The organism is Streptomyces sp. NBC_00094, assembly GCF_026343125.1.
Taxonomy (GTDB): domain Bacteria; phylum Actinomycetota; class Actinomycetes; order Streptomycetales; family Streptomycetaceae; genus Streptomyces.
Window position 1 is genome coordinate 5,213,213 of sequence record NZ_JAPEMB010000001.1, and the last position, 25,063, is coordinate 5,238,275.

19 protein-coding genes are annotated in these 25,063 nt (G+C 69.8%); 7 read left to right on the forward strand and 12 right to left on the reverse strand.

The window, feature by feature from the left end; translation table 11 throughout:
- Positions 1 to 78: 78 nt before the first annotated feature.
- Positions 79 to 1,647: an AI-2E family transporter gene (locus tag OG580_RS23290; protein ID WP_267045612.1), complete on the forward strand. Its 1,569-nt coding sequence runs from the start codon at positions 79 to 81 to the stop codon at positions 1,645 to 1,647.
- Positions 1,644 to 2,429 (forward strand): hypothetical protein, encoded by a 786-nt coding sequence (locus tag OG580_RS23295; RefSeq protein ID WP_267045613.1) that lies wholly within the window; start codon positions 1,644 to 1,646, stop codon positions 2,427 to 2,429. Before OG580_RS23290 ends, OG580_RS23295 begins: the two co-directional genes overlap by 4 nt.
- 69 nt (positions 2,430 to 2,498) lie before the next feature.
- On the opposite strand, the gene OG580_RS23300 is transcribed toward OG580_RS23295, so the two are convergent.
- On the reverse strand, positions 2,499 to 3,032 hold the full coding sequence (locus tag OG580_RS23300; RefSeq protein ID WP_024758659.1) for an alkyl hydroperoxide reductase: 534 nt from the start codon (positions 3,030 to 3,032) through the stop codon (positions 2,499 to 2,501).
- 6 nt (positions 3,033 to 3,038) lie between these two features.
- On the reverse strand, positions 3,039 to 3,593 hold the full coding sequence (locus OG580_RS23305) for a peroxiredoxin (RefSeq protein ID WP_267045614.1): 555 nt from the start codon (positions 3,591 to 3,593) through the stop codon (positions 3,039 to 3,041).
- Between the two features lie 134 nt (positions 3,594 to 3,727).
- Between OG580_RS23305 and OG580_RS23310 the strand changes: the two genes are divergently transcribed.
- Positions 3,728 to 4,702 carry a LysR substrate-binding domain-containing protein gene (locus OG580_RS23310; protein WP_267045615.1) on the forward strand — a complete coding sequence of 325 codons (975 nt, stop codon included), beginning with the start codon at positions 3,728 to 3,730 and terminating at the stop codon, positions 4,700 to 4,702.
- 87 nt (positions 4,703 to 4,789) lie between these two features.
- Here OG580_RS23310 and OG580_RS23315 read toward each other — a convergent pair whose 3' ends face one another.
- The 3 genes from OG580_RS23315 to OG580_RS23325 are packed head-to-tail and all read right to left on the reverse strand — an operon-like array spanning position 4,790 to position 8,363.
- Positions 4,790 to 7,162 carry an FtsX-like permease family protein gene (locus OG580_RS23315; protein ID WP_267045616.1) on the reverse strand — a complete coding sequence of 791 codons (2,373 nt, stop codon included), beginning with the start codon at positions 7,160 to 7,162 and terminating at the stop codon, positions 4,790 to 4,792.
- Positions 7,159 to 7,842 (reverse strand): ABC transporter ATP-binding protein, encoded by a 684-nt coding sequence (locus OG580_RS23320; RefSeq protein WP_267045617.1) that lies wholly within the window; start codon positions 7,840 to 7,842, stop codon positions 7,159 to 7,161. The genes OG580_RS23315 and OG580_RS23320 overlap by 4 nt, the downstream gene beginning before the upstream one ends.
- Positions 7,839 to 8,363: a PadR family transcriptional regulator gene (locus OG580_RS23325; RefSeq protein ID WP_267045618.1), complete on the reverse strand. Its 525-nt coding sequence runs from the start codon at positions 8,361 to 8,363 to the stop codon at positions 7,839 to 7,841. The genes OG580_RS23320 and OG580_RS23325 overlap by 4 nt, the downstream gene beginning before the upstream one ends.
- Positions 8,364 to 8,641: 278 nt before the next feature.
- Between OG580_RS23325 and OG580_RS23330 the strand changes: the two genes are divergently transcribed.
- Positions 8,642 to 10,888: a transglycosylase domain-containing protein gene (locus tag OG580_RS23330; protein WP_267045619.1), complete on the forward strand. Its 2,247-nt coding sequence runs from the start codon at positions 8,642 to 8,644 to the stop codon at positions 10,886 to 10,888.
- Between the two features lie 103 nt (positions 10,889 to 10,991).
- Here OG580_RS23330 and OG580_RS23335 read toward each other — a convergent pair whose 3' ends face one another.
- The 3 genes from OG580_RS23335 to OG580_RS23345 all read right to left on the reverse strand — a co-directional run bounded on the left by OG580_RS23335 (position 10,992) and on the right by OG580_RS23345 (position 15,620).
- Positions 10,992 to 12,995, reverse strand: a complete 2,004-nt coding sequence (locus tag OG580_RS23335; protein ID WP_267045620.1) for an ATP-binding SpoIIE family protein phosphatase — start codon at positions 12,993 to 12,995, stop codon at positions 10,992 to 10,994.
- 311 nt (positions 12,996 to 13,306) lie between these two features.
- Positions 13,307 to 13,972 carry a DUF402 domain-containing protein gene (locus OG580_RS23340; RefSeq protein WP_267045621.1) on the reverse strand — a complete coding sequence of 222 codons (666 nt, stop codon included), beginning with the start codon at positions 13,970 to 13,972 and terminating at the stop codon, positions 13,307 to 13,309.
- A gap of 247 nt (positions 13,973 to 14,219) precedes the next feature.
- Positions 14,220 to 15,620: an aspartate ammonia-lyase gene (locus tag OG580_RS23345; protein ID WP_267048092.1), complete on the reverse strand. Its 1,401-nt coding sequence runs from the start codon at positions 15,618 to 15,620 to the stop codon at positions 14,220 to 14,222.
- A gap of 106 nt (positions 15,621 to 15,726) precedes the next feature.
- Between OG580_RS23345 and OG580_RS23350 the strand changes: the two genes are divergently transcribed.
- A complete protein-coding gene (locus OG580_RS23350; protein ID WP_267045622.1) occupies positions 15,727 to 17,259 on the forward strand; it encodes a ricin-type beta-trefoil lectin domain protein in 1,533 nt (510 codons plus the stop codon).
- Positions 17,260 to 17,401: 142 nt separating this feature from the next.
- Here the strand turns inward: OG580_RS23350 and OG580_RS23355 are convergent, their stop codons facing one another.
- On the reverse strand, positions 17,402 to 18,058 hold the full coding sequence (locus tag OG580_RS23355) for a lipoprotein (RefSeq protein WP_267045623.1): 657 nt from the start codon (positions 18,056 to 18,058) through the stop codon (positions 17,402 to 17,404).
- Between the two features lie 111 nt (positions 18,059 to 18,169).
- Here OG580_RS23355 and OG580_RS23360 point away from each other — a divergent pair, with 111 nt between their 5' ends.
- Positions 18,170 to 18,670, forward strand: coding sequence for a hypothetical protein (locus tag OG580_RS23360; protein WP_267045625.1), 501 nt, complete (start codon positions 18,170 to 18,172; stop codon positions 18,668 to 18,670).
- Between the two features lie 96 nt (positions 18,671 to 18,766).
- Here the strand turns inward: OG580_RS23360 and OG580_RS23365 are convergent, their stop codons facing one another.
- Positions 18,767 to 19,447, reverse strand: a complete 681-nt coding sequence (locus OG580_RS23365; protein ID WP_267045626.1) for an HAD family acid phosphatase — start codon at positions 19,445 to 19,447, stop codon at positions 18,767 to 18,769.
- Between the two features lie 291 nt (positions 19,448 to 19,738).
- Between OG580_RS23365 and OG580_RS23370 the strand changes: the two genes are divergently transcribed.
- Entirely contained in the window at positions 19,739 to 21,307 is a 1,569-nt protein-coding gene (locus OG580_RS23370; protein WP_267045627.1) for a recombinase family protein, read from the forward strand.
- Positions 21,308 to 23,337: 2,030 nt separating this feature from the next.
- Here the strand turns inward: OG580_RS23370 and OG580_RS23375 are convergent.
- Both OG580_RS23375 and OG580_RS23380 read right to left on the reverse strand, forming a co-directional pair.
- On the reverse strand, positions 23,338 to 23,760 hold the full coding sequence (locus tag OG580_RS23375; RefSeq protein ID WP_267045628.1) for a hypothetical protein: 423 nt from the start codon (positions 23,758 to 23,760) through the stop codon (positions 23,338 to 23,340).
- A 988-nt stretch (positions 23,761 to 24,748) separates the two neighbouring features.
- Positions 24,749 to 24,946: a Scr1 family TA system antitoxin-like transcriptional regulator gene (locus tag OG580_RS23380; RefSeq protein ID WP_323182594.1), complete on the reverse strand. Its 198-nt coding sequence runs from the start codon at positions 24,944 to 24,946 to the stop codon at positions 24,749 to 24,751.
- Positions 24,947 to 25,063 lie beyond the last annotated feature (117 nt).

Genomic DNA, 25,063 nt, shown 5'->3' on the forward strand with positions numbered 1-25,063 from the left:
CCGCGTGTAGGTTGCGAAGGCCCAGGAGTCTCCGGGGGAGCGGACGGGCCGAAGAACGAACGGGGGGACGAGGAAGCGATGTCGAGACTGCCGGGATGGCTGGGACGGCTGGGCGAGAGCCTGAGCCGCATGGGCGAACGCCTGGACGAGCGCAGGGCCGAGGCGGAGCGAGAGGATCCGCTCGGACCTCCGTACGAGAGCGAGGACGACCGCGAGGTCGACCGCCCGCTCGGCCGGCCCGCCGGCAGCCCGGTCGGTCGTGAGACGGTCGACGGAACGGATCCCTCCGGCAACGGAGGCCGTGTGGCCGGTTCCGGAGGGCAGGACGCCGCCCCTCACCAGGGCGTGATCGCCCCGGCTCCCGAGCGGCTCGCCGGCCCCGTCGCGTCCCTCCCGTACGACCCGACCGCCGCCGCGGCCGAGGAGGCCCCGGACGGGCACGGCCGTTCCGTCCCCGCACCCCCCTCGTACGCCCCGGCCGTGGCCGCCCGCCCCGATCCCGTCGCCGCGATCCCCTGGGGCATGCGCGTCGCGGCGGAGGCGAGTTGGCGGCTCCTCGTCTTCGCCGGCACGGTCTGGGTGCTGATGAAGGTGATCAGCTCCGTCCAGCTGGTCGTCCTCGCCTTCGTCGCCGCGCTCCTCGTCACCGCCCTGCTCCAGCCCACCGTCGCCCGGCTCCGGGTGATGGGCCTGCCGCGCGGGCTCGCCACCGCCGTCACCGCCGTCTCCGGCTTCGTCGTGATGGGCCTGGTCGGCTGGTTCGTGGTCTGGCAGGTCATGGACAACATCGACAACCTGTCCGACCAGGTCAGGGACGGCATCGAGGAGCTCAAGCGGGGCCTCCTCAACAGCCCCTTCCACGTGACCGAGCAGCAGATCAACGGGATCGCGAAGAACCTCAGCGACTCCATCGGCGCCAACGCCGAGCAGATCACCTCCGTCGGCCTCCAGGGCGTGACCGTCGTCGTCGAGGCGATGACCGGCATCCTGCTCTCCATGTTCTCGACGCTCTTCCTGCTCTACGACGGGAAGAAGGTCTGGGAGTGGACGCTCAAGCTGGTCCCCGCCCAGGCCCGGCCGGGCGTCGCCGGCGCCGGCCCGCGCGCCTGGCGCACCCTCACCGCCTATGTGCGCGGCACGGTGCTCGTCGCCCTGATCGACGCGGTCTTCATCGGCCTGGGCCTCTACTTCCTCGACGTGCCGATGGCCGTCCCGCTCGCCGTCTTCATCTTCCTGTTCGCCTTCATCCCGCTGGTCGGCGCCGTCATCTCCGGCGCCCTGGCGGTCGTCGTCGCGCTCGTCACCAACGGCCTGTTCACCGCGCTCATGGTGCTCGTCGTCGTGCTGGCCGTGCAGCAGATCGAGGGCCATGTGCTGCAGCCGTTCATCCTCGGCCGGGCGGTACGCGTCCACCCGCTGGCCGTCGTCCTCGCGGTCGCGGCCGGCGGTCTGACCGCGGGCATCGGCGGCGCCGTGGTCGCCGTCCCGCTGGTGGCCGTGTCCAACACGGTGGTCGGCTACCTCCGCGCGTACAGCACCGAACAGGCCTTGCGCAGCACACCGGAACCGCGCGGCGCGACCGCGTTCGAAGTGGCCCCGACCCCGGCACCGGGCTCGGCGGCCGTCAAGGGGGAGATCAGCTCGTGATTTCAGAGCCGGAACTGGACGGCGGGGACGTCTTCGTCACCTCCGAGGTCCTCACCGAGACCCCGCCGCCCCGCCCGCCCCGCGCCCGCCGCCCCTGGCTGTGGGCGCTCGGCGGCGCGGTGGTGGCGTCGGCGGTGTGGGGCGGGGGGCTCTACGCGTACGAGAAGCGCCAGGACCGGGGTCCGGACATGCTCGGGTACAAGAGCGTGGAGAACGTCTGCGAGGCGGCGGAGCTGAAGGCACTCGTCGGGGTCCTCGGGAAGCGTTCGTCGGACAGCGGATCGGACAACGGATCCGACAGTGGAGCGGACAGCGGATCCGACAGCGGATCCGACAGCGGATCCGACAGCGGATCCGACAGCGGATCCGACAGTGGAGCGGACGGCGGAGAGGACGGAGCCAAGGATCCGGCTCTGGACATCGAGAGCTGCTCGCTGACCTTCGGGGCGCCGGCGACCGGCTACAGCGGGGAGGTCACGTACACCCGGCATCTGGTGACCGATCCCGGGCCCGAGTTCGGCGCGCGGGCGCGGCGCTACGGCGACGTGGAGCCGTACGAGGGGCTGGGGGAGAAGGCGTACGTCCAGGTCTACGACGACCAGGCGGCGGAGCTGATGGTGCTCGACGGTCAGGTGGAGATCTCGATCAGCATCAGCTGGATGGCCGGTTGGAACGAGGATGCCGGCGAGCCGATCCGGGAGACCAAGCCGATCGACCTCTCCGGGATCGAGGTCCCGATGACGCAGGACATGCTCGCCCTCATGGCCGCGCTGAAGAAGTAGCCGGACCGGCATGACGGAAGGGCCCCGGGGCACGAAGCCCCGGGGCCCTTCTCGTACGACGGACACGCCCTACTCGGCGAGTACGGCCTCCGCGTCCAGCGTGACGCCGACCGCCTGGATCACCGCGGCGATCTTCACGGCCTCCTGGATCGTCTCGCGGTCGACACCGGCCTCGCGCAGGACCTGCTCGTGCGAGTCCAGGCACTGGCCGCAGCCGTTGATCGCGGAGACGGCCAGCGACCAGAGCTCGAAGTCGACCTTCTCGACGCCCGGCTTGCCGATGACGTTCATCCGCAGACCGGCGCGCATCGTCCCGTACTCGGGGTCCGACAGCAGGTGCCGGGTCCGGTAGAAGACGTTGTTCATCGCCATGATCGCGGCGGCGGACTTGGCCGCCTGGTACGCCTCGGGCTTCAGGTTGGCCTGGGCCTCGGGCTCCAGCTCCTTGAGGACCTTCGGCGAGCGCGAGGCGATCGCGCAGGCGAGGACGGTGCCCCAGAGCTGCTGCTGCGGGAGCTCGCTGTTGCCGATGACCGAACCGAGGTTCAGCTTCAGGTCCTTGGCGAAGTCCGGTATGGCGGCCTTGAGTTCGTCGAGAGCCATCTCAGATCACTCGCCCGAGAGCAGCGAGGCCGCGTCGAGGGTGTTCTCGCCCTTGTTCCAGTTGCACGGGCACAGCTCGTCGGTCTGCAGGGCGTCGAGCACCCGCAGGACCTCCTTGGGGTTACGGCCGACGGAGCCGGCGGTCACCATGGTGAACTGGATCTCGTTGTTCGGGTCCACGATGAAGACGGCGCGCTGCGCGAAGCCGTCCTCGCCCCGGACGCCGCAGTCGCTCATGAGCTCGTGCTTCGAGTCGGCGAGCATCGGGAAGGGCAGGTCACGCAGGTCGGCGTGGTCCTTGCGCCAGGCGTGGTGCACGAACTCGGAGTCGCCGGAGACGCCGAGGATCTGGGCGTCGCGGTCCGCGAACTCGTCGTTCAGCTTGCCGAACGCGGCGATCTCGGTCGGGCAGACGAAGGTGAAGTCCTTCGGCCAGAAGAACACCACGCGCCACTTGCCCTCGTAGGCCTTGTGGTCGATCTGCTCGAACTCCTTGCCGCTCTCCAGCGACACGCAGGCGGTCAGGTCGTAGGTGGGGAACTTGTCACCGACAGTGAGCACGCGCTCTCCTAGCGAAACGGGAAGGATCCCTTTTGAGGTCTTCCGTGGGGGTTGGACGTGTTCACAGCATGGCACGGAGTGCATTGATCAGTGAAATAGCTAGAGTGGGTCGCGTTGATCGAAGGTGGTTATCAGTGGCGTCCCCGTACAGCCCCCCGTACAGCCCGCACCGAGGCAAGCAGCCGAGCCTTTCGCAGCTCAGAGCGTTCGCTGCGGTCGCCGAGCATCTGCACTTCCGCGATGCGGCGGCGGCCATCGGCATGAGCCAGCCCGCGCTCTCGGGCGCGGTTTCGGCTCTCGAAGAGGCACTCGGTGTCCAGCTCCTCGAGCGTACGACGAGAAAGGTGCTGCTCTCGCCCGCCGGGGAGCGGCTCGCGGTGCGCGCCCGGGCCGTCCTCGACGCGGTCGCGGAGCTGATGGAGGAGGCGGAGGCGGCGCAGGCGCCGTTCACCGGGGTGCTGCGGCTCGGCGTGATCCCGACCGTCGCCCCGTATCTGCTGCCCACGGTCCTGCGCCTGGTCCACCGCCGCTACCCGGACCTCGACCTCCAGGTCCACGAGGAGCAGACCTCCTCCCTCCTGGAGGGGCTCGCGGCCGGACGGCTCGACCTGCTGCTGCTGGCCGTGCCGCTCGGGGTGCCGGGCGTCACCGAACTGCCCCTCTTCGACGAGGACTTCGTCCTGGTCACCCCGCAGGGGCATCCGCTGGCCGGGCGCGACGACATCCCGCGCGAGGCCCTCAAGGAGCTCAGGCTGCTGCTCCTGGACGAGGGGCACTGCCTGCGCGACCAGGCCCTCGACATCTGCCGCGAGGCCGGCCGCACCGACGGCGCCGAGGTCACCACCACCGCCGCCGGGCTCTCCACGCTGGTCCAGCTCGTGGCCGGCGGCCTCGGCGTGACCCTGCTGCCGCGCACCGCCGTGACGGTCGAGACCGCCCGGAACAGCGCCCTGTGGACAGGGCTGTTCGTCGAACCGGCGCCCTCGCGGCGGATCGCCCTCGCGATGCGGACGGGCGCGGCCCGGCACGCCGAGTTCGAGGAGCTGGCGGAGGCGCTGCGGGGTGCGATGAAGGGGCTGCCGGTACGGGTGCTCGGCACCGGTTCCTGACGCGGGTACGGAGGAGGGGGCGCCGCTCCTGAAACCCCCCGGCGTCAGGAACCGCGCCCACCCCCCCTCGTACATCCGCTCGGCGGGTTACTCCGTGCGCAGCCCGTCCGCGCGCATCAGCCTCCACAGGACCGGCATGCTCAGCAGCGACACGGCCGCGATCAGCGCGGCTCCGATCCCGACGACGGGCAGGAAGACCCACCAGTCCTGGACGCGCTGCCCGCCCATCCTCAGCAGGACGACCCCGAGGCCGAGCCCGCCCGCCACGGAGAGGGCGAGACCGACGGCGATCGGCACCGCCGTCTGCCACAGCACCGACCAGCTCAGGGTGGAGCGCCGGGTGCCGAAGGCGACCAGCGAGGAGAGCAGCCGCTTGCGGTCCCTGAGCTGCTCCAGGGTCGTGACCAGGAGCGAGGCCGCCACCAGCAGCATCGTCAGGGTCGAGCCGACCAGGATGCCGGTGCGGACGCTGCTGAACGCCGCGTCCCGCTGGGTGTCCTTCAGGTCGCGGACCCAGGACGTCGGATCGATGGCCGCCGCCGTGTTCCGTACGTGGTCGGCGGCGTCCGGCACCGCAGGGTCGAGCCGGACCATGGCCTGCGCGTCGGGATCGTCGAGCCGGGCGGCGTCGATCGCCGACGGGGTGGCGAGGATGCCGTACTGGTACATGCCCGTCGGGTCGGGGCGGGAGTCCACGACGCGGGCGGTGGTGGGAACGCGCCACTGCGGCAGCGGGGCGCCCTTGGGGGGCTGCGGCGCGCTCGGGTGCGGAGACGGGTCGCGCAGGGCGACCGTGGCGCCGGGTCGTGCCGTCCTGGTGACGAAGGAGTCGTCCGGGTTGCCCTGCGCGCCGTGCGCGAGGAAGACGAACACGTCGCCGTCCGCGCAGGAGGGCAGTGTGGCGAACTCCTTGAGGGAGGCGCAGTCGCCGACCCTGATCGAGGCCGTCGGGGAGAACTCCTCGCCTCCCTTCAGGGGCCCGGGCCGCCACACCTGCGATTCGACGGTGCCGATCACGCCGGTGACGCCCTCGGTCCGCTCGACACGGGCGATCATCCCGCGGGCTTCGTCGGCGGTCCTGGCATGGGCGCCGATCGCGATCTGGGCGCGGGACGTGTCCTCGCCCGTGAGCTCCGTGAAGTCGTTCTCCATGGCCTGGAAGAGCATCTGGAGCGCGATCGCCCCGGTCGCCGCGACGACGATGCCGCTGACCGCGCGGGCGGCCGTGCCGCTGCTCAGCTGGAGCCTGCGGACGGCGAGCTGCCAGGCCACCGGACCGGCGTGCAGCCGCTTCACACCGGCCTCGACGAGCCACGGCAGGAGAGTGGTGAGGCCGATCAGGGCGAGGGTGGTGCCGGTCGCGACTCCCAGGGTGTCGATGCTGGTCTCGGCCACCCGGACCTCGCCCATGAGCGGGACGAGGAGGGCCGAGCCGGCGGCGAGGAGCAGGAGACGCCACCACAGCCGGCGGCGCCGCGGCACGGAGGTCCGGACGACGCCGAGCGGTTCGATCGCGACCCCGCGCAGCGCGAAGAGGGTGACGACGACCGAGGAGACGGGGACGGCGACGAGGACGAGCACGGCGAGCGCGGACATCGGCACGACGTCGGACGGATAGGCGTTGACGTCCCAGATGGTGAAGGAGCCGGCGAACTGCCGTGCCGCGGCGAAGAGTCCGACGCCCATCAGGAGGCCGAGGAGTGCGCCCGCGAGGGACTCGCCGGCCGCGATCCGCCGGGTCATGGCGGTGTCGGCGCCGACGAGCCGGAGCGCGGCGAGCCGCCGGTCACGCTGTTCGCCGCCGAAGCGGACGGCGGTCGCGATGAAGACGAGCACGGGCAGGAGCAGGACGACGCAGGCGACGACGACGAGGAGGATGAGGAACGCGTTCATCGGTTCCTCGGGCACGGACCAGCCGTAGCGCGTCCCGCGCCCGTCGAGGTTCTCGGTGGTGAGGAAGTCGACGTGGGCGACGTACCGCAGCTCGGCCGGGCCGATGAGTCCGGCCTGCCCGATCGTCCCGGCCACCTTGTAGGGGAGCCGTTCCTTGAGCAGGGCTCCGTCGGGGGAGTCGAGCAGCTCGCGGAGCGCGGGGGAGACCAGCATCTCGCCGAGCGCGGGGAACGCGTCCGCGCCCGGGGGGACCGGGGGCGCGTCGCCTTCGGGGCGCAGCAGCGTGCCGCTGACGACGTCGTCCCGGTAGACGGTGGTCCGGCCGAGGTGGAGGAAGGAGTCGGGCCGGGGCGCGTCGATCTGCTCGCTGCCGTCGACGGCGCGGACCGACTCCCGTACCTCCCGCTGGAAGAGCATGTTCGGCAGGGACGAGGCGACCAGGAGCAGCGCCACCCCGAAGCCGACGCCCGTCGCGGTCAGGAGCGTGCGGAACAGTCCGGCGCGGCCGCCGGCGACCGCGAACCGGGCGCCGAGCGCCAGGTCGCGGGTCCAGCCGGCGAGGCTCATGCCGCCCACTCCGCGTCCCGTACCGAGCCGTCCCGTACGACGATCTCCCGGTCGGAGTAGGCGGCGACGCGGGCCTCGTGGGTGACGAGGACGACGGCGGCGCCGGTGTCCCGGGAGGCGTCGGTGAGCAGGCTCATGACCCGCTCGCCGTTGAGGGAGTCGAGGGCGCCGGTCGGCTCGTCGGCGAAGATCACCCGGGGCGCGGTGACGAGCGCGCGGGCGACGGCGACGCGCTGGCCCTGACCGCCGGATATCTCGCCGGGGCGCTGGCCCGCGACGGTGTCGACCTCCAGACGGGCCAGCCACTCCGCGGCCCTGGCCTCGGCGGACTTCCGCCGCTCGCCGTTGAGGCGGAGCGGGAGGGCGACGTTCTCGACGCAGGTCAGCTCGGGGACGAGCTGGCCGAACTGGAAGACGAAGCCGAAGTCGGTACGGCGCAGGGCGCTGCGCGCGCCGTCGGAGAGCGCGGTGAGCTCGCGTCCGTCGTAGGTGATCGTGCCCGCGTCGGGGCGCACGATTCCGGCCAGGCAGTGCAGCAGTGTGGACTTGCCGGAGCCGGAGGGGCCCATGACGGCGACGACCTCGCCGGCCCGGAGGGAGAAGTCGGCGCCCGCGAGCGCCGGGGTCGGCCCGTAGGCCTTGCCGAGGCCGGTGGCCCGGAGGAGCGGGGCGGGGTTCATCGGCGGACCTCCGCGGCGAGGCCGTCGAGGCGGGCGGCGGTCAGTTCCAGCCAGCGCAGGTCCGCCTCCAGGTGGAAGAGGGCGTGGTCGCAGATGAGCTGGTCGGCGAGGTCGCCGTCCTTCTTGCGCCGGGTCAGCTCGCGCATCAGCCGCAGGTGTTCGGCGCGCTGGGTGTCCAGGAGCTCGTCGGCGCCGCGGCCGGTCAGCAGGGCCAGGACGACCTTGGTGTAGAGCGTGGACTGGAGGTACGGCTCCGGCTTCTCGGGGGTGGCGAGCCACTGGGCGACATCGGTGATGCCGGCCTCGGTGATCGCGTACCGCTTCCGCTCGGGTCCGCCGCCGGCCTCGATGCCGTCGACGACGACCAGGCCGTTCTTCAGGAGCCTGGACATGGTCGAGTAGACCTGCCCGTAGTGCAGGGGCCGGTCGTGGCCGAACCGTTCGTCGAACGCGCGCTTGAGGTCGTAGCCGTGGCGCGGTCCGGATTCCAGGAGCCCCAGAAGGGTGTGACCGATGGACATGCGCGTCACTGTACACGGGGTGTATACCCGGGGTGAATAGTGACCCGACCGGGGACGGGACCCCCGCCCCTGTCTCGCCAACCGGCCCCGGCAGCGCAACCATCGGGCCCGTTCGAGCGTCGGTTCCTCTGGGGGTGGGTGCTGATTCTCACGTCCTGAAAAGGCGTGATCGGTTGCCGTTTGTCTGCATCGTCGGTGTTAGCTTGCTGAGCTGATCCGGCGTGGACGGAGACAGCGCCGAGGCGCCGAGACACACGACGAGTGGAGCGACAGGACCCATGGGCCGACCGGACAAGAGCAAGGCGAAGAAACGCGGCATACGCCGCTTCTTCTCCTGGAAGAAGCTCCTGGGCACCTTCTTCGTGTTCTGCCTGCTCGCCATGGGCGCCCTGTACGTCGTCTACCTCATGGTCCCCGTGCCGACGGCCAACGCCGAGGCGACCATGCAGAGCAACATCTACAAGTACGCCAACGGCAAGATCCTCGCGCGCACCGGCGAGATCAACCGCGAGATCGTCGGCCTGGAGAAGATCCCCGAGCCGGTCCAGAAGGCCTTCGTCGCCGCCGAGAACAAGAGCTTCTACAGGGACAACGGCGTCGACATCAAGGGCACCACGCGCGCCGCCTGGTCGACGCTCACCGGCCAGGGCAAGCAGGGTGGTTCGACCATCACCCAGCAGTACGTCAAGAACTTCTACCTGAGCCAGGACCAGACGGCGACCCGCAAGCTCAAGGAAATGGTCATCGCCGTCAAGGTCGACCGGCAGACCAGCAAGAGCGAGATCCTCGCCGGGTACATGAACACGAGCTACTACGGCCGCAGCGCCTACGGCATACAGGCCGCCGCCCGCTCGTACTACGGCGTCGACGCCACCCAGCTCACCACCGCCCAGGGCGCCTACCTCGCCTCGCTGCTCCAGGCGCCCAACCAGTACGACTGGACGTCCGCCAGCACCACCGGCCGCAAGCTCGTCGAGGAGCGCTGGAACTACGTCCTCGACAACATGGTCGGCGAGGGCTGGCTCTCGTCCACCGAGCGCGCCGGCCTGAAGTTCCCCGTGCCCCAGAAGCCCAAGCCCGCCCCCGGCATGGAGGGCCAGACCGGATACATCGTCGAGGCCGCCAACCAGGAGCTGATGCGCCAGGGCGTCAGCGAGGAGGACATCAAGGCCGGCGGCTGGACGATCACCCTCAACATCGACGAGAAGCGGCAGAAGGACCTCGTCAAGGCCGTCGACCGGCAGCTGGAGGCCAAGCTCGACCGCAAGGGCGACAAGAAGGACGCCACCGTCCAGGCCGGCGCCACCTCCGTCGACCCGAAGACCGGCGCGGTCGTCGCCATGTACGGCGGCGTCGGCGCCACCGAGCACTGGATGTCCAACGCGACCCGCCGCGACTACCAGCCCGCCTCGACCTTCAAGCCGATCGTCCTGGCCTCCGCCATCGACAACCGGACGGTCACCCAGGACGGGCGGCGGATCGGCCTCGGCACGATCTACGACGGCACCAGCCAGCGTGAGGTCGTCGGCAGCGACATCGCCTTCGCGCCGGAGAACGAGGACGACCGCAGTTACGGCCCCGTCACCGTCCAGACGGCCACCAACAAGTCCATCAACTCGGTCTTCGCCCAGATGATCGTCGACGTCGGCGAGGCCGAGACCAAGAAAACCGCCCTCGCCCTCGGCATGAAGGACGGCCAGGACTTCGGTCTGAGCCCCGCCATGTCCCTCGGCACCATGGGCGCCTCGACCCTGGACATGGCCGGTGTCTACGCCACGCTCGACAACCACGGCAAGAAGGTCACCCCGACCCTCGTGAAGGCCGCCTCGCACAAGGACCGCAAGGTCGAGACCGTGAAGCCGATCGGCGACCAGGTCATCAGCCGCGAGGCCGCCGACACCGCCACCAAGGCCATGACCGGCGTCGTGCAGAACGGTTCCGGCTTCCGCGCCGCCGGTGACTACGAGGCCGCCGGCAAGACCGGCACCTCCGAGAACAACCGTTCCGCCTGGTTCGTGGGCTACACCCCCGAACTCGTCACCGCCGTCGGCCTCTTCGGCGAGGACGCCAAGGGCAACCAGGTCACCCTGACCGACACCATCAACCCCGGCCGCGCCAACGGTGGCCGCACCCCCGCCCAGATCTGGGGCGACTACACCGAAGGCGCCCTCGACGGCGGCTCCGACGCCCGCTTCGACCTGGAGACCGACAGCTCGGCCCCGGTCGACACGTCCCCCGAGCCCAGCGGGACCACCGAGACCTCGGAGGAGCCGACCGAGGAGCCGACCACGCGCTCCCCGGACCCGACGCCCCCGCCGGCCTCCACGGCCACCACGCCGCCGGAGCCGACCCGGGACCCGGTCACCACGCCGCCGGAGCCCACCCGGGAGCCGACGCCGCCGACCGAGGAGCCGTCCCCGCCGCCCTCGATCCAGCCGCCGGACATCCTCCCGACGACCGACCCGGCGACCGACCCGGACCCGGGGCAGACCGGTGACACCGACACCCGGCGAGTCGATCGGTGAGGCCGTGAGGCCGTGAGGCCCTGAGACGGTGAGGCCGTGAGGCCGTGACATGACGATGGCCGGACCCCGCGGGGGTCCGGCCATCGTCATGTCACCGTCGTGCTCAGCCGGGCGTGGACAGCTCGAACCAGACCACCTTGCCGCCCGAGAGCCGGGTCGCGCCCCACCGGCGGGCCAGCCGGTTCACCAGGAACAGGCCGCGCCCGCCCTCGTCCGTGTCGCGCGCCCGCCGCTGCCGGGGCAGCTGAGGCGAGTCGTCGCCGACCTCGCAGCGCAGCACGTCCGTCTTGAGCAGCCGCAGGGTCACCGGCCGCTCCGCGTACCGCACGGCGTTCGTCACGACCTCGCTGATCAGCAGCTCGACCGAGTCCGTCAGCTCCTCCAGGTCCCAGCGGGCCAGCGCCCGCCGGGCGAGCCGCCGGGCCCGCCCGGGGGCCGCGTCCTCCGGCTCCAGGAACCAGTACGCCACGTCGCTCGGCGCGATCCCCTCGAAGCGGGCCGCGAGCAGCGCGATGTCGTCGTCCCGGTCGCCGGGACCCAGCATGTCGAGGACGTCGTCGCAGAGCGCCTCAAGGGGCGGCGAGTGGTCCGGACCGGTCAGCTGCGCGGTCGCCGCGAGGCGCTCCCGCAGCTGCTCGATCCCCGTCCACACGTCCCGCAGCCGGGACTCCACCAGGCCGTCCGTGTAGAGCAGCAGCGTCGCGCCGGCCGGGGCGTCCAGCTCCACCGCCTCGAAGTCGACCCCGCCGACCCCGATCGGGGCGCCGGGCGGCACCCGCAGCACCTCGGCGCGACCGCCGAGGTGGAGCAGTATCGGCGGCGGATGGCCGGCGTTGGCCACGGTGATCCGGTGCGAGACCGGGTCGTACACCGCGTACATGCACGTGGCCATCCGGTTCTCGCCGAGCCGCTGCGCCTGCTCGTCCAGGTGGTGCAGGACCTCCTGCGGCGGCAGGTCGAGGCCGGCCAGGGTCTGGGCGGTGGTGCGCAGCTGGCCCATGATCGCCGCCGAGGTCATGGAGTGGCCCATGACGTCGCCGACGACCAGGGCGACCCTGCTGCCGGGCAGCGGGATCGCGTCGTACCAGTCGCCGCCGACCCGGGCCGTCTCGGCGGCCGGGAGGTAGCGCGAGGCGAGCCGGACGCCGGTCGGCTGCGGGAGGGAGTCCGGCAGCATCGTCCGCTGGAGCTCGTCCGCGATGTACGCCTCACGCCCGTACAGGACGGCCTTGTCGATGCCGAGCGCGGTGTGCGTGGCCAGCTGCGCCGCGACGAGGAGGTCGTTCGGCTCGAAACCGGCCCGCTCGGGGCGGCGCAGGAAGACGGCCGCGCCGATCACCCGGCGCCGGCCGCGCAGCGGGGCGAGTATTGCCCGCAGCCCGCCCGGCAGTGGATGGTCGGAGCCGAGGAGCTCGGTCAGCGCGGTCTTGGCGGCGGCGGAGTCGCCGAACACCGGCCGCACGCCGCGCAGCACCTCGGCGAGCGCCCCACCGGACCGCACCTCGCAGAGTTCGGCCGCGGGGGTCGGATCCGGATCGGGTACGAGGACGAGCTCCTCGCCCTCCAGTTCGCTTAACCGGAGCCGGTCGGTGCGGCGCAGCCGCAGCATGAACGGCGCCACCGGGCGCTCGTCGCCCACCGGCAGCGGATCACGGAGGTAGACCAGGATCTCGTCGGAGAAGGTGGGCACGGTGGCCCGGCACAGGCCGAGCACGATCTCGTCGAGGTCGAGCCCGCGCGCGATCCGGCGGGTCGCGGCCCCGACGAACCGCAGTCGCTCGCCCTCGCGCCGCGCGGCGCCCTCGGGACCGCCCCGGCCGCCGCCGGGGCTCTGCGCGGCCACGGCGACGGCCACGGCTCCGGGTGGCGCGCCGCCCGAGCCGCCGGGGCCGGCCGTACCGCCCGTACCGCCCGTGGCGCCCGGGGTGTCAGCCCCTGCGGGCGTGTCCTTGGCGGAGGCCGCCTTGCCCGCCGGGCCGCCCTGCTGGGCGGGTACGTCGGAGGGCAGGCCGGCGGCCGCCGCCGCCTCCTGGCGAGGGCGCGCGCGTTCCTGCGGCCGGGCAGCCAGCGGCTGTCGGCCTTCGTGGGAGGTGGGATGCTCCGTCACGCGTGGGGTTCCGTCCGTCCGGGCCGGTGGTGCGATGCACTCGCTCTTCTCGCCGATGCCGCGCCTTCGGCAGGGATAAACCCCTCGTATGCAGCGGATGCGGAGACTCCGCGAGCGGCGGCCACGGCAGGGGTCGGAACACCCGGGCGCAGGTCCGGCACTGCTCTCCCCCTCGTGGATGACTTCTGGTCAGGTCCTGTGCTGTGCTCGGTCTTTGACGTGCTGTCCGATCGGTCTGACGTGGTGTCCGTTCCGCTTCTGCCGTGCGGAGGACGATCCTACGTTTGAACCCCGGGGGCGCATCAAGGGTCTCACGGGGCCGTGTGCACCGGAGTGCGGTCCCAGTCCAGGGGCAGTTCCGGTACCGGCCAGCCCGGATCGGGCCGCCAGTCCTCCCAGCCGTCCGCGAACGGCGTCCCCCAGGAGTGGATCTGCTCCACCGCCCGCTGCCCTGCGGCCCGCACCCGCGCGGCCTGCTCGGGGCCCATCAGTCCGGACCGCTGGGCCTGCGCGAACTCGTCCTCGTCCCGCCACAGCCAGCTCCGGTCGGGGTAGACGGAGATGTCGAGGAAATGGTCCTCCGAATCGACGCCGCCGGACCAGCGGGTCCGCGGCTCCTCCAGGTTCACGTACCAGCTGCGGAAGCGCCAGCCGCGCTCCCAGAACAGCCACACCGACCAGGGATCGCCCGGCCGGGCCAGCTTGAGCACCCCGCTGCCGAACCACTGGGAGCGTTCCGTGGTGCGCGGCGCGGTGTACCGGGTGGCGAGCGGCTCCTCGTGCACGGACGTGCCGTCGACGAGCACGGGCCGTACGCACTCGGTGCCGGGCGCCATCCAGACCGCGAGCAGCTCGGGGGTGTCCTGGACGACGGTCACCGGCCGGCAGATGTGCACGGCTCCGGTGCCGTTGTCGCGGTAGCGCCAGAGGACCTGGTCCCCCGGCGCCCAGTGCTGAGGGCCGCCCGAGTCTGTCATGCGCAGATCCTAGGGCCTGTCCGGCGGATCATGGCCGGGGTCGCGGGGCCTGGCACGGCACCTCGCCGCGTTGCCGAAACGCCCCCATAACTCCGTTATGAGGGCGCTCCGGCGCCTTGCGATGCACCGCACCAGACCCCGCGACCTATCCGACCCTGATCCGCCGGACAGGCCCTAGGGGCGCGCTCCCACGACCGCTGCGGTACGGGTCACGGATGAGTCAGCCGCGTACGACGGCACACCGCGGCTACGGGTGGGTCATCCGCAGGACGTCGAGCGCCTCGTCCAGCTGTTCGACCGTGAGGTCGCCGCGCTCGACGTAGCCGGAGGCGAGCACCACCTCGCGGATGGTCTTGCGCTCCGCGAGGGACTTCTTGGCCACCTTGGCGGCCTCCTCGTAGCCGATGTACTTGTTCAGCGGGGTGACCACGGACGGCGAGGACTCGGCGTACTCGCGGGCGCGCTCGACGTTGGCGGTGATCCCGTCGACCGTGCGGTCCGCGAGCAGCCGGGAGGCGTTGGCGAGCAGCCGTACCGACTCCAGGAGGTTCTTGGCCATCACCGGCAGCATCACGTTGAGCTCGAAGTTCCCCGCTGCGCCCGCCACCGCGACCGTCGTGTCGTTTCCGGTCACCTGCGCGGCGACCATCAGGACGGCCTCGGGGACCACCGGGTTCACCTTGCCCGGCATGATCGACGAGCCGGGCTGGAGGTCGGGGAGGTTGATCTCCGCAAGGCCCGTGCGCGGGCCGCTGGCCATCCAGCGCAGATCGTTGGCGATCTTGGTGAGGGAGACGGCGACGGTCCTGAGCTGTCCGGACGTCTCCACGAGGGCGTCGCGGGCGCCCTGCGCCTCGAAGTGGTCGCGGGCCTCGGTCAGCGGCAGTCCCGTCGCCCGCGCGACCTCCGCGATGACGGCCGCCGAGAAGCCGGCCGGGGTGTTGATGCCGGTGCCCACCGCCGTACCGCCGAGGGGGAGTTCGGCGAGCCGGGGGAGTGCGGAGCGGAGCCGCTCGACGCCGTACCGGACCTGGGCCGCGTAGCCGCCGAACTCCTGGCCGAGGGTGACCGGGGTGGCGTCCATCAGATGCGTGCGGCCGGACTTCACCACCGTCGCGAATTCGGCCGATTTTCGCTCCAGGGCGGTGGCCAGATGTTCGAGCGCGGGGATCAGGTCGTGGGTCACGGCGCCGGTGGCCGCGATGTGGATGGAGGAGGGGAAGACGTCGTTGGAGGACTGCGAGGCGTTCACGTGGTCGTTGGGGTGGACGTCCCGGCCCTCGGGGAGCCGCTCGCCGGCGAGGGTGGCGATCACCTCGTTGGCGTTCATGTTGGACGAGGTGCCGGAGCCGGTCTGGAAGACGTCCACGGGGAAGTGCTCGTCCCAGCGCCCCTCGGCGACCTCCTCCGCCGCCGAGACGATCGCCCCGGCGCGGTCCGCCTCGATCACCCCGAGTTCGGCGTTGACCGTGGCCGCGGCGGCCTTGATCCGGGCCAGGGCCTCGATGTGGGCGCGCTCCAGACGCTGCCCCGAGACCGGGAAGTTCTCCACCGCCCGCTGGGTCTGCGCCCGCCACTTGGCGTGCGCGGGAACCCGCACCTCACCCATGGAGTCGTGCTCGATCCGGTATGCCTCGGCCTCGTTCATCATCGTCAACCTCCCAGTAAAGATGAGCACTTGTCTTGTTCGATGTATTCCCAACCGGCGTACCGACCAGTAAAAACCGTGGGTAACCCCACTTCCAGGAGGCGCAATGACGCGCACCAGGTACAGACTCCGCTGGCCCATCGCGGCCGTCGCCGCGGCCGCCGCCGCGCTCGGCACGATGACCGCGGCGGCCCCCGCCGGAGCAGCCGCCGACACCCTCACGACGACGGTCACCGCTTCCGTACCGCTCCCGCCCGAGCTGGAGGCGATCCGGGCAGCCGAGGCCACCAGGATCTACGGTGATCCGGCCGAGCGCCCGCTCGCCCAGCGCAAGACCGGCCTGATCTCCCTCGGCGACAGCGAGATCTCCGGCGAGGGCGTCGGCAGCTACGAGTCCCCCACCAACGGCCCGACCAACTGGTGCCACCGCTCGCCGGACGCCGCCATCCACCGCACCGGCATCCCCGCGGACCTCACCTTCAACGTGGCCTGCTCCGGCGCGTACACCGGCAACATCCGGATCGGCGGCTCGAAGCAGTACGCCGACGAACTCGTCCAGAGCGACAACCTCGCCGTGAAGGCCCGCAACACCCGCATCAAGATGGTCCTGCTCGTCGCCGGGGCCAACGACGACCTGCAGTTCGGTCCGGTCATGACCGACTGCGTCCAGCGCTACCTGCTGCTCCAGGGCACCTGCGAGCCCAAGTACGCCCCCGGCTGGCAGGCCCGCGTCGACGGACTCGTCCCCAAGGTCGAGCAGACCGTCCGCGACCTGAAGACCGTCATGCGCGACGCCGGGTACGCCGACACCGACTACAAGCTCGTCGTCATGGGCTACCCCAGCCCCATCGGCCCCGACTTCCACGACAACCCCGACTTCCCCGGGAAGCTGTCGTGCGGCGGACTCGGCTACGACTCCGACACCGTCTGGGGCCGTAACACCGCCGTCCCCGCCTTCGAGCGCGGCATGCGCAAGGCCGCCGCCTCGACCGGGGCCGTCTACCTCGACAACTCGCGGCTCTTCCACGGCCACGAGGTCTGCATGGAGGACACCTGGGCCCGCGGGCTCTACATCGACCTCTCCAAGCCCGGCACCCCGGACGAGAACTCGGTCCGGCAGTCCTTCCACCCCAACGCGCGCGGCCACGCCGCCTTCGCCTCCTGCCTCACGCAGATCTACGGCTCCGGGCTCCGCGAGGCCGGCTGCTCCGACGTCGACTCCTCGGGCACGCCGACCCTCTTCCCGCTCGCCTGGGACGACGCGTACGGGCCGCTGAGGAACGAGGCGACCGGCAACTGCCTGGACGTCGAGGCGGCCACCTCGTCCAACGGCACCGGCGTCCTCGGCTGGGACTGCCACGGCGGCCGTAACCAGGGCTGGTGGTACGACTCCACCCGCCGGACCGTCCACACCCAGCTCACCCAGGACCGCTGCCTGGACGTGCCCGCCTCCGTCTACCAGGCGGGCAAGGCGCTCGTCCTCTGGAACTGCCACGGCGGCGCCAACCAGAAGTTCGTCCGCGACGGCGCCACGATCCGGCCCGCCGCCGCGACCGGCCTCTGCCTCACCCAGGGCGCGGCGAGGGAGCCGGTCAGGCTCCAGAGCTGCAACGGCTCCGCGAACCAGAAGTTCGTGTAGCCGTACCCCCACCAGGAACGCCGTGGCCCCCGTCCGGTGCGGGGCGGGGGCCACGGCTTTGGCAGCGGTCACGGCTTTGGCAGCGGTCACGGCTCCGGCAGCGTCACGGCTCCGGTAGCGGTCACGGCTCCGGCCGGGAGGCTCAGCCCACCTTCAGTGTCGTCCTGGCCAGCTCGTACGCCGGGAGCATCGCCCGGTGCTCCTCCGTGTCGAGCCCGCCGAGGTGGACGATCACCGTCCCCTTCGGGGTGGCGACGGCGAAGGCCCGCTCCTCCTTGGACTCCTCCATCAGCTTGTTGTGGACCGTGTACGACACCTCGGTGGCGGACAGCGCACCGGCCTTCGTCTCCCGGTAGGAGACGGCCGAGGTCTCCTTCTCCGCCGTGACGAAACCTTCGAGCGCGGCCCGTGCGGAACCCTTCCCGGCCGTCGTCCAGACCCGCAGGTAGCCGACGTGCCCGGCCGGCTTGGCGTCCACCTCGCAGCGGACCGTGGCCGGCCCCTGCCGCGTCAGCGCCGCGAACTCGGGGTCCTCGGGATCCTTGATCGCCTCCGGCTCCCACTCCTCCGCCAGCGCGAAGGAGACGGGCAGCGCACAGGCCGTCCCCGGCCCGCCGAGCCTCGCGCCCGAGGCGGCCGCCGTGGCCTCGGCGCCGGCCGCGGCCGTGGTCGGCGGGGTGGCCGTGGGCCGTGCGCCCCCGGTGACCTCGGGCAGCGGCTCGGGGCCCCCGCAGCCGGTCAGCAGGCCGCCCACCAGGAGTGCGGCGGCCGGGACCATGATCCGTATCGGGTGTTCCATGTGCGTGAGCGTAGTACCGGCCGGGGTTCCGCCGAACGGGCGAATCCGGGGTGGCCGTCGGACAATGAAGCGAGCCGAGGGGGAGATCCACCACCCACAAGGAGGCAGGACATGTCCCGAAGCTTCAGGAGGATCGGTGCGCTCGGCGCCTGCACGGTCGCGGTCGTCGCCTTCGGCGCGGCCGCCCCGGTCGCCGCCGACACCACCAGGGCCGTCGACCTCGAGTTCACCCTCTACGCCAAGGAGATCCCCGGCGAGCAGGGCGACGAGAGCGCCCCCGCACCCGAGGTCGGGGAATCCTTCGCCTTCGCCGACGACCTGTTCCGCTCCAAGGGCGGCGACAAGGTCGGCCGGGACGGGGTGACCTGCACCGTGGTGCGCGCCGGAAACCCGGGCGACCTGCAGTGCGTGGGCACCTTCGCCCTGACCGGCGGCCCGGGCGGGCAGATCGCCGGTCAGACGCTCCTCTCGGTCGACCCGACGGACGAGCAGCCCGCCGCGTTCGACATCGCCGTCACCGGCGGGACCGGCGACTTCAAGGACGTGCGCGGCTACATCCGCTCGACCCCGGACGGGGACTTCTCACGGATGGAGTTCCACCTCACGCGCTGATCGCGCCGATAGTGCGGATCGCGCGGATCGCAGGGACCGCAGGGATCGCACGGATCGCAGGGATCGCACGGATCGGGTGGATCGGGCGGATCGGCGTCAGGACAGCTTGCCGTCGTAGTCCGGCAGCTTGAAGGCGCGCTCGGCGTGGCCGCCGACGATGTCGGTGGTGTTGTTGCCGATGTTCGCGATGATCGTGTAGCCCTTGGCCTCGATCTCCGCGCGCTTCTCCGTCTTGTACGTGCTGACCTCGACGAACAGGTCGGGCAGCGACCGCACGTACAGGCCGTCGACCGGGTATCCGGCCCGCTTCAGGTTCCAGTCCGTCAGGGAGTGGATGATCCCCGGCCGGGCGGTGACGAAGAAGACCGCCACTCCCTTGTCGTGGGCGTCCCGGACCAGCTCCCGTACGTCCGCGATCGCCGGGGTCGGCAGCTCCCAGAACGGGTGGAAGTCGGTCTCCAGGGAGGAGTTGTCGATGTCGAGCACGATCGCCTGCTTCTCGCGGCCGGCGTCCTTCGCGCGCTCCTCGACGTACGGCCGGGCCTCGGCGACGACGGCGGCGACGTCCTTGAGCCAGGTCGTGTAGTCCACGTCCGCGAGGGCGGCGGCCGAGGTGCTGTGGGTGTCCGGGTCGGCGGCGAGGGCGGCGGGCGCGGGGCCGACGACGAGGAAGGCCGTCAGTGCCAGCGCGGCCGTGGTGCCGGCGACGGCACGACGGCGGGCGGGCGTGGAGGAAGAGGTGGAGGAGGTGGAGGAGGTGGGGGGTGCGGAGGGCATGGGGGGCTCCCGAGTGGTCTACCGGCTCTTGGTTGACATGCTCGCGGCCAATACTGACCGGTAGGTAACGGGAGGTCTACCGGTCGGTAGCGAGTTTCTGATCGGAGATCGACAACGCCCCCGGTCCGTACCGCGAAGGTACGGACCGGGGGCGCTGCCGGAAGAGCCGGACGGATCAGCCGAGGCCGGGACCCCGCACCGGGATGTGCGTGAAGGTCGGCTCGGGCGCCGGGTTCTGGAAGAAGTCGTTCGACTTGTTCATCTAACAGGGACCCTCGTACGATCCGGCGCATGATCTCTAACCCGAGGGTCCTGGGTGCCGTCCGACTGTCGATCCTGAAGGACGACACGACCAGCCCCGAGAAGCAGCGTCACGCCGTGGAGCACTGGACGGTTGGCCCCGCCGTCGGCGGGCGGATCGTGGGCTGGGCGGAAGACCTGGACGTGTCCGGAGCGATGCACCCCTTCAAGCGCCCCGGTCTCGGCCCCTGGTTCAACGAGCGTGCAGACGAGTGGGACGTATTGGCGGTGTGGAAGCTGGACCGCCTCAGCAGGAAAGCCGGGCACTTCGCCGAGGTCTTCGAGTGGTGCCAGAAGCACGGCAAGACCATCGTGTCTGTGACCGAGGGCATCGACATGTCCACCCCTATGGGGAAGATGTTCGCCCAGATCATCGCGGCCTTCGCCGAAGGCGAGTTGGACACCATCCGCGCCCGCGCGCTCTCCGGGTCGGCCGCGCGCAAGGCGAAGGGGGTGTGGATCGGCGGAGTGGAGCCGTACGGCTACCACTTCGAGCGGCAGGAAAACGGCGGTAAGAAGCTCGTTCAGGACGACACCTATGCGGAGCTCTTCCGGGAAATCATCGAGCGTCTGAAGGGCGACTGGACGGCCTACAAGATCGCGATTGATCTCAATAAGCGCGGAGTTCCGACGTGGCGGGATCACCTTCGGATCGTGAAGGGAGAAGAACCGAGGGGAGTTTCTTGGACCGCCAATGCCATTCGAGCCATCATCATGAACCCCACGGTCGCCGGCATCTACACGCACAAGGGTGAGAACGTCGTCGACGAGAACGGCGAGCACGTCCGGATCACCGACCGCCCCCTGATGGATTTTGCGGAGTGGTCGGAATTCGTGGCCGCTCTGAAGAGCGACCGCCCTGTGCGACGGGCTACGCCGTCGCGGTCCATGCTGGGAGGTGTAGCCATCTGTAATAACTGCGGTGGCCGCATGTCGTCGAACAAGAAGATCAAGACCAACGGGCAAGTGCATCATTACTACAGCTGTAACAACGTGAACATGGGTACGTGTCCCTATCCCAGCCGTATTCGGCGGGACCTTCTGGACATGGCCGTTAATCAGTTCGTGAACGTGACTCTCGGTCCATTGCCCGTCATGGAACGGGTGGGGAATTCGATCAGCCAGGCCAAGACCGAGCTTGCCGAATCCGAGGCCACGCTAGACAGGCTGGAAGCGGATTACCTGGCCGGGCGATTCAAGACTGATGTTCAGATCGAACGGTACTGGAGTCAGCACGAATTCCAGTCGGCCAAGGTGGAGCGCTTGAGGGAGGAAATCAAGGCCGCCGAGTCTGCCCCGGCCTGGAAGGAAACTGGGCGGTCCTATGCCGAGGAGTGGGCGGCTAAGGATGATGAGCAGAAGCGCGTGTTCGTGCAGCGACATGGGATGACGATTACCGTCGGAATCGCTGAGGATGGAAGCCGTCGAGTTACTTGCAAAATGCCTGAGTTGGCGGAGATCGCCGAGGAAACCGGACTTCACGTTCCTGAGGGGTACGTGTGGACTGAGCCCATTTCCGAATACACCTTCCCGGCGCGAATTAGCTATACGCGAAAGTAGAACTTGAGCCGAGTCAAGTAATGTCCCCACTGCGTGAGTGCACAGTGGGGGCATTTTCATGTCAGCCTTCGAATTTCATCCAGCCATATTTCGGATACAGGGAAGCGTTTAAACGCTCTTCTTGAAACCGCCAGGGGCTCGGCTGTAGACAGGAAACGAAAGTGACGACCTTAAGGACATTGATTGATTGGCTTTGGCCCCGGCGCCCCATGGGGGGCGGTCTCTCAGCTCGACTGCCGGGCGAAAGCCCGAGACCCCCGGATGCGCCCCTTGGCGTTCCGGGTCTACTTCGCTGCCCTCGGATGGGGAAACCGCCTGGGGCACGCTGAGTTCGCCGAGGGCGCCCTAGCGTCCATCCTGGGCGCCGAGGTGCCCCACTGACCAGACAGGCCGTACAGAAGGGCGTGACGGCCGCCAAGGCCCTGGGGTTGGTCGCGGCCGACTCTGGGGCGCGCTGCCTGGTTCTGCCACAGCAGCACTTCCAGAAGAACGGGGCAGGCTCCGCATCCTGCCGAGTGCACGCCCTACGTACTGCCGCGTAACCCTGTCCGGGTCACCGCGTACCCCTGGCGGGATTACCGATCCTTCTCTGACCTGCGGATACCTTCGCTCCCTCTCTATCTCTTTTAGTCATCCCCTGGCCGAACAACGGGAGGCCAGGCAGAGACGTAGCAACATCACGCCCTGGCGGTCGAGCCAGGGCTATTGAGGTCAGTAGTAGAACCTTGCTCGCTCCGGCTCTTACGGCCGGAGCGTTCTTAGCCATCCTTGGCCGATGCTGAAAGCCGAGGAGAGACAGGCTCATGGAAGGCACCCGAGTGAGGGTGCCTTTATAGAAGCGGGACCTTAGGCCGCGCTTCGGTGGCCTTCTTCTCTCTACCTGCTATCCGAGGCCGGCGACAGCCGACCACGGAGTTTCAACCAGCCAAGGCAACAGAGCGGCCCAGGAAGGCCGCTATCAGCCCTTTAGGCTTCGAGGGGCCCCGATCTCCCGTTCGGTGTTCACGGCGCCGCTCAGGGCTTTCTCTCAGCCCAGGCATGCCCCGACCGAGGGGAGGGGGAAGTTCAAACTATCCGGGCGCCCTTCTCCGCACCCGCCGTCTTCCCTCTACGTGAGCGCGCGGGGGTTAGCCCAAAGTCGTGGGACCGAAACTCTGCCGAGGCTCGACCCCGATAGTGACCGTCGTCACTATCGTTTTGGTGGGGGAATCTCGCGAATAACGCGTCTATAGGGGATGTAGAAACGAAAACTTCGGTTCCCTTCGGGTCGGGATCGAAGAGAGCGGCACGGGCGGTGTTGCTGAGGGCGATAGCCCCCATGGTCCCACTCCAAAGGCCATGGGGGCTCATCTCTCTCGCTTCGGGGCAACACTGGCTCTCTTCAATGAGCGAAGGGAATGGAAAACATGAACGAAGCTGTCACGCTTCGATGCTGGGCTTGTTACAAGGAATTCAGCACAGAGTACGGGCCGGGGCGCCCCCGGCGGTACTGCGACGCTCGCTGCAAGTCGGTGGCGCGCATGGCAACGCGCAAGCTCCGGTATATGGCGAACGCGGAAAAGCAGCGTCGGCCCCATGTCGCTGCAAAGTGAACGTCCCCAATTCACATCGGCCTGCGATCTGATGTGCGCGTGGCGGTCTCCGAGGACTACGCCTTCGACGAGGACGCCACGGCTTTCCGCGCTACCTATCGCGTGGGCGGCCTCGCCGTGGATTCTCCGGCCGCTGTACAGGTAATCCGAGCCGCTGTCAGCTAAGGCCGGCTGAGCTTATGCCCCCGCCCCCGAAAGGGGAGCGGGGGCCTTTTCGCATTTCCCTCCATGGGGCATGAGAAGGCCCCGGCTATCTGCCACGGGGGAAGCAGACAGCCGGGGCCGATCGGGGAGGTTCCGTGCCGTAGTGCCCGTCCCCTGCCTCACCGACGAACTCCCCATCGGCGCGAGGGGAATTCAGGCAGGGGGCGGGAGTCTCAGGACTTGTGAGAGCCGTGGCCGCCCAGGTCGTTTCTTGTCGATCAGGCCAAACGGTCCCTAGTCCGCTGTCACCCCCCAGTAGCCGATCTCCGACGGCTCGCCGTTCTCGTAGAGGACCGTGCAGCGGCCGAGGCCGCGACGGGGGAAGAGTTCGTGGTCGGCGTGAAGGGCCGCCTCCCACTCTGCGAAAGTGGGCTTGCCGTGAGGACACCAGGTGCGAAGCTCTTCCTCCGTCACCGGGCGCATGTAGGGGCCGTGTTCGGGTTCCGTCGCATCGACCGTGTGGATCTGGTCCAGGATGGTGGCGGTGCCACCGGTGAAGATGTACTCGGCCCAGTCCTCGCTCTCCCAAAGCTCCGCGACGGTGCGGCCCGGGAAGCCGTGATCGTCCTTGGCCAGTTCCGCCTCTTGGGCTCGGCGGAACGCGACCTCTAGGTCGCTGTCGTACGGTCCCGTCTGCCACCAACTATTGCCGCCCACTGTCCTGCCTTCCCCTCGCTCTTCCGTTTGAGGCGAAGCCTAAAGCCTGTTCCAGAAGATGATGTCTGGGCAGCTCAGGACCGTCCTAGGGGTGGTCTGGTCATGTCGCAAGGTCGAGGCTGTGCACGCGGGCGACGTTGGGCTGAGGGCGTTGCCGCGCTGGCGGCAGTCGCAGTGAGCCGACACGGCGGCCGCGCCGACCAGGCAGCGACCGCCGACAAGCTTTTGCCAGGAGTGTTTACCATCCGACGGCCTTTACCTTTCCGGTCACGCACTGCGGACATGACACCTTTCCCGTGTGCTTGCACTCTTCGCATCCCTTGAAGCCGAGGCATTCGGCGCACCAAACGGAGCGGTGGCCGAAGCAGGTTCCGCAGACCGTAGAGATGTCGTTCAGCCATTCGACTAACCCCGGTCGTCCGAAGTCGGTGAAGCCGGTACGGCCCGCCCGTTTCTTCGGGCGATCGGGGGCCCTCGTCACTGGTCCGCCCGGTGCGGGTGAGCGCGAACCTTGCGGGAGGCTTCAAACCGCTTGGTGGCGTCGCCGGCCTCCTTTGCGCGGTTCAACTCGCCCATGGCGTGGGCGCATTGGGAGCAGCCTGGGGCGGGTTTAGCTTCGTACAGCCATCCGTCTATGGGCAGATCGATGGGCGGTTCCGGGTAACGCTGTTGGGTGCTCACACGACCACCCCCCACACGGCCGTGGCCGGGAGTCTGCGGCCCTTTCCCGCGACGCAGTGCGGGTGATTGCTGATCTCCCGATTCGCGCCCGCCACGGCCTGAGGAACGCCCGCTTCACGGGCCGTCTCGCGGGATTGGGTGAGAGCGGCGCACGTCATGCACCCCTCGACGCCGACCGGTTCCAACCCGCTCTGGGTTACCAGCCCGGTCCCTGATTCAGCGTGCGGCTTACGTTCAAGCATCGATCGCCCCTCGGCTCCGTGACGGTCGTGTCAGGGTGCCGAAGGGTTGGGCTGAAGGGCGAGGATTATTGGTGTGGTCGGGTAAATGCGGCTGACCACTCGGCGAGGAGCGTTCGACACTCGTCACCGAAGAGCGCGTGTTCCTCGTATCGATCGAAGTCTTCCCGGTAAGCAGTCACATCGCGGTGATCTCGAAGGATCAATGCGCCCGTCCCGGTCTCGACAGTGGCGAGTCGCCTGTCGTAGACCGTGAATGTGTTCAATGAGCTCTTTCAGAGTGGCCACTGATCGGGTGACGGGCCAGCGTCCCGCAACGCACGAGGCTCCTGTGCCGTTGAGAGAGGTGTTCGACGTCTCAACTCATCAGCGCAGGAGCCTCG

Bases quoted from the DNA above. Each gene is read 5' to 3' on its own strand.
- OG580_RS23355 (WP_267045623.1), bottom strand. From the start codon at position 18,058: ATGGAACACCCGATACGGATCATGGTCCCGGCCGCCGCACTCCTGGTG.
- OG580_RS23315 (WP_267045616.1), bottom strand. From the start codon at position 7,162: ATGAGCCTCGCCGGCTGGACCCGCGACCTGGCGCTCGGCGCCCGGTTC.
- OG580_RS23365 (WP_267045626.1), bottom strand. From the start codon at position 19,447: ATGCCCTCCGCACCCCCCACCTCCTCCACCTCCTCCACCTCTTCCTCC.
- OG580_RS23350 (WP_267045622.1), top strand. From the start codon at position 15,727: ATGACGCGCACCAGGTACAGACTCCGCTGGCCCATCGCGGCCGTCGCC.
- OG580_RS23300 (WP_024758659.1), bottom strand. From the start codon at position 3,032: ATGGCTCTCGACGAACTCAAGGCCGCCATACCGGACTTCGCCAAGGAC.
- OG580_RS23330 (WP_267045619.1), top strand. From the start codon at position 8,642: ATGGGCCGACCGGACAAGAGCAAGGCGAAGAAACGCGGCATACGCCGC.
- OG580_RS23325 (WP_267045618.1), bottom strand. From the start codon at position 8,363: ATGTCCATCGGTCACACCCTTCTGGGGCTCCTGGAATCCGGACCGCGC.
- OG580_RS23360 (WP_267045625.1), top strand. From the start codon at position 18,170: ATGTCCCGAAGCTTCAGGAGGATCGGTGCGCTCGGCGCCTGCACGGTC.
- OG580_RS23340 (WP_267045621.1), bottom strand. From the start codon at position 13,972: ATGACAGACTCGGGCGGCCCTCAGCACTGGGCGCCGGGGGACCAGGTC.
- OG580_RS23370 (WP_267045627.1), top strand. From the start codon at position 19,739: ATGATCTCTAACCCGAGGGTCCTGGGTGCCGTCCGACTGTCGATCCTG.
- OG580_RS23290 (WP_267045612.1), top strand. From the start codon at position 79: ATGTCGAGACTGCCGGGATGGCTGGGACGGCTGGGCGAGAGCCTGAGC.
- OG580_RS23345 (WP_267048092.1), bottom strand. From the start codon at position 15,620: ATGAACGAGGCCGAGGCATACCGGATCGAGCACGACTCCATGGGTGAG.
- OG580_RS23320 (WP_267045617.1), bottom strand. From the start codon at position 7,842: ATGAACCCCGCCCCGCTCCTCCGGGCCACCGGCCTCGGCAAGGCCTAC.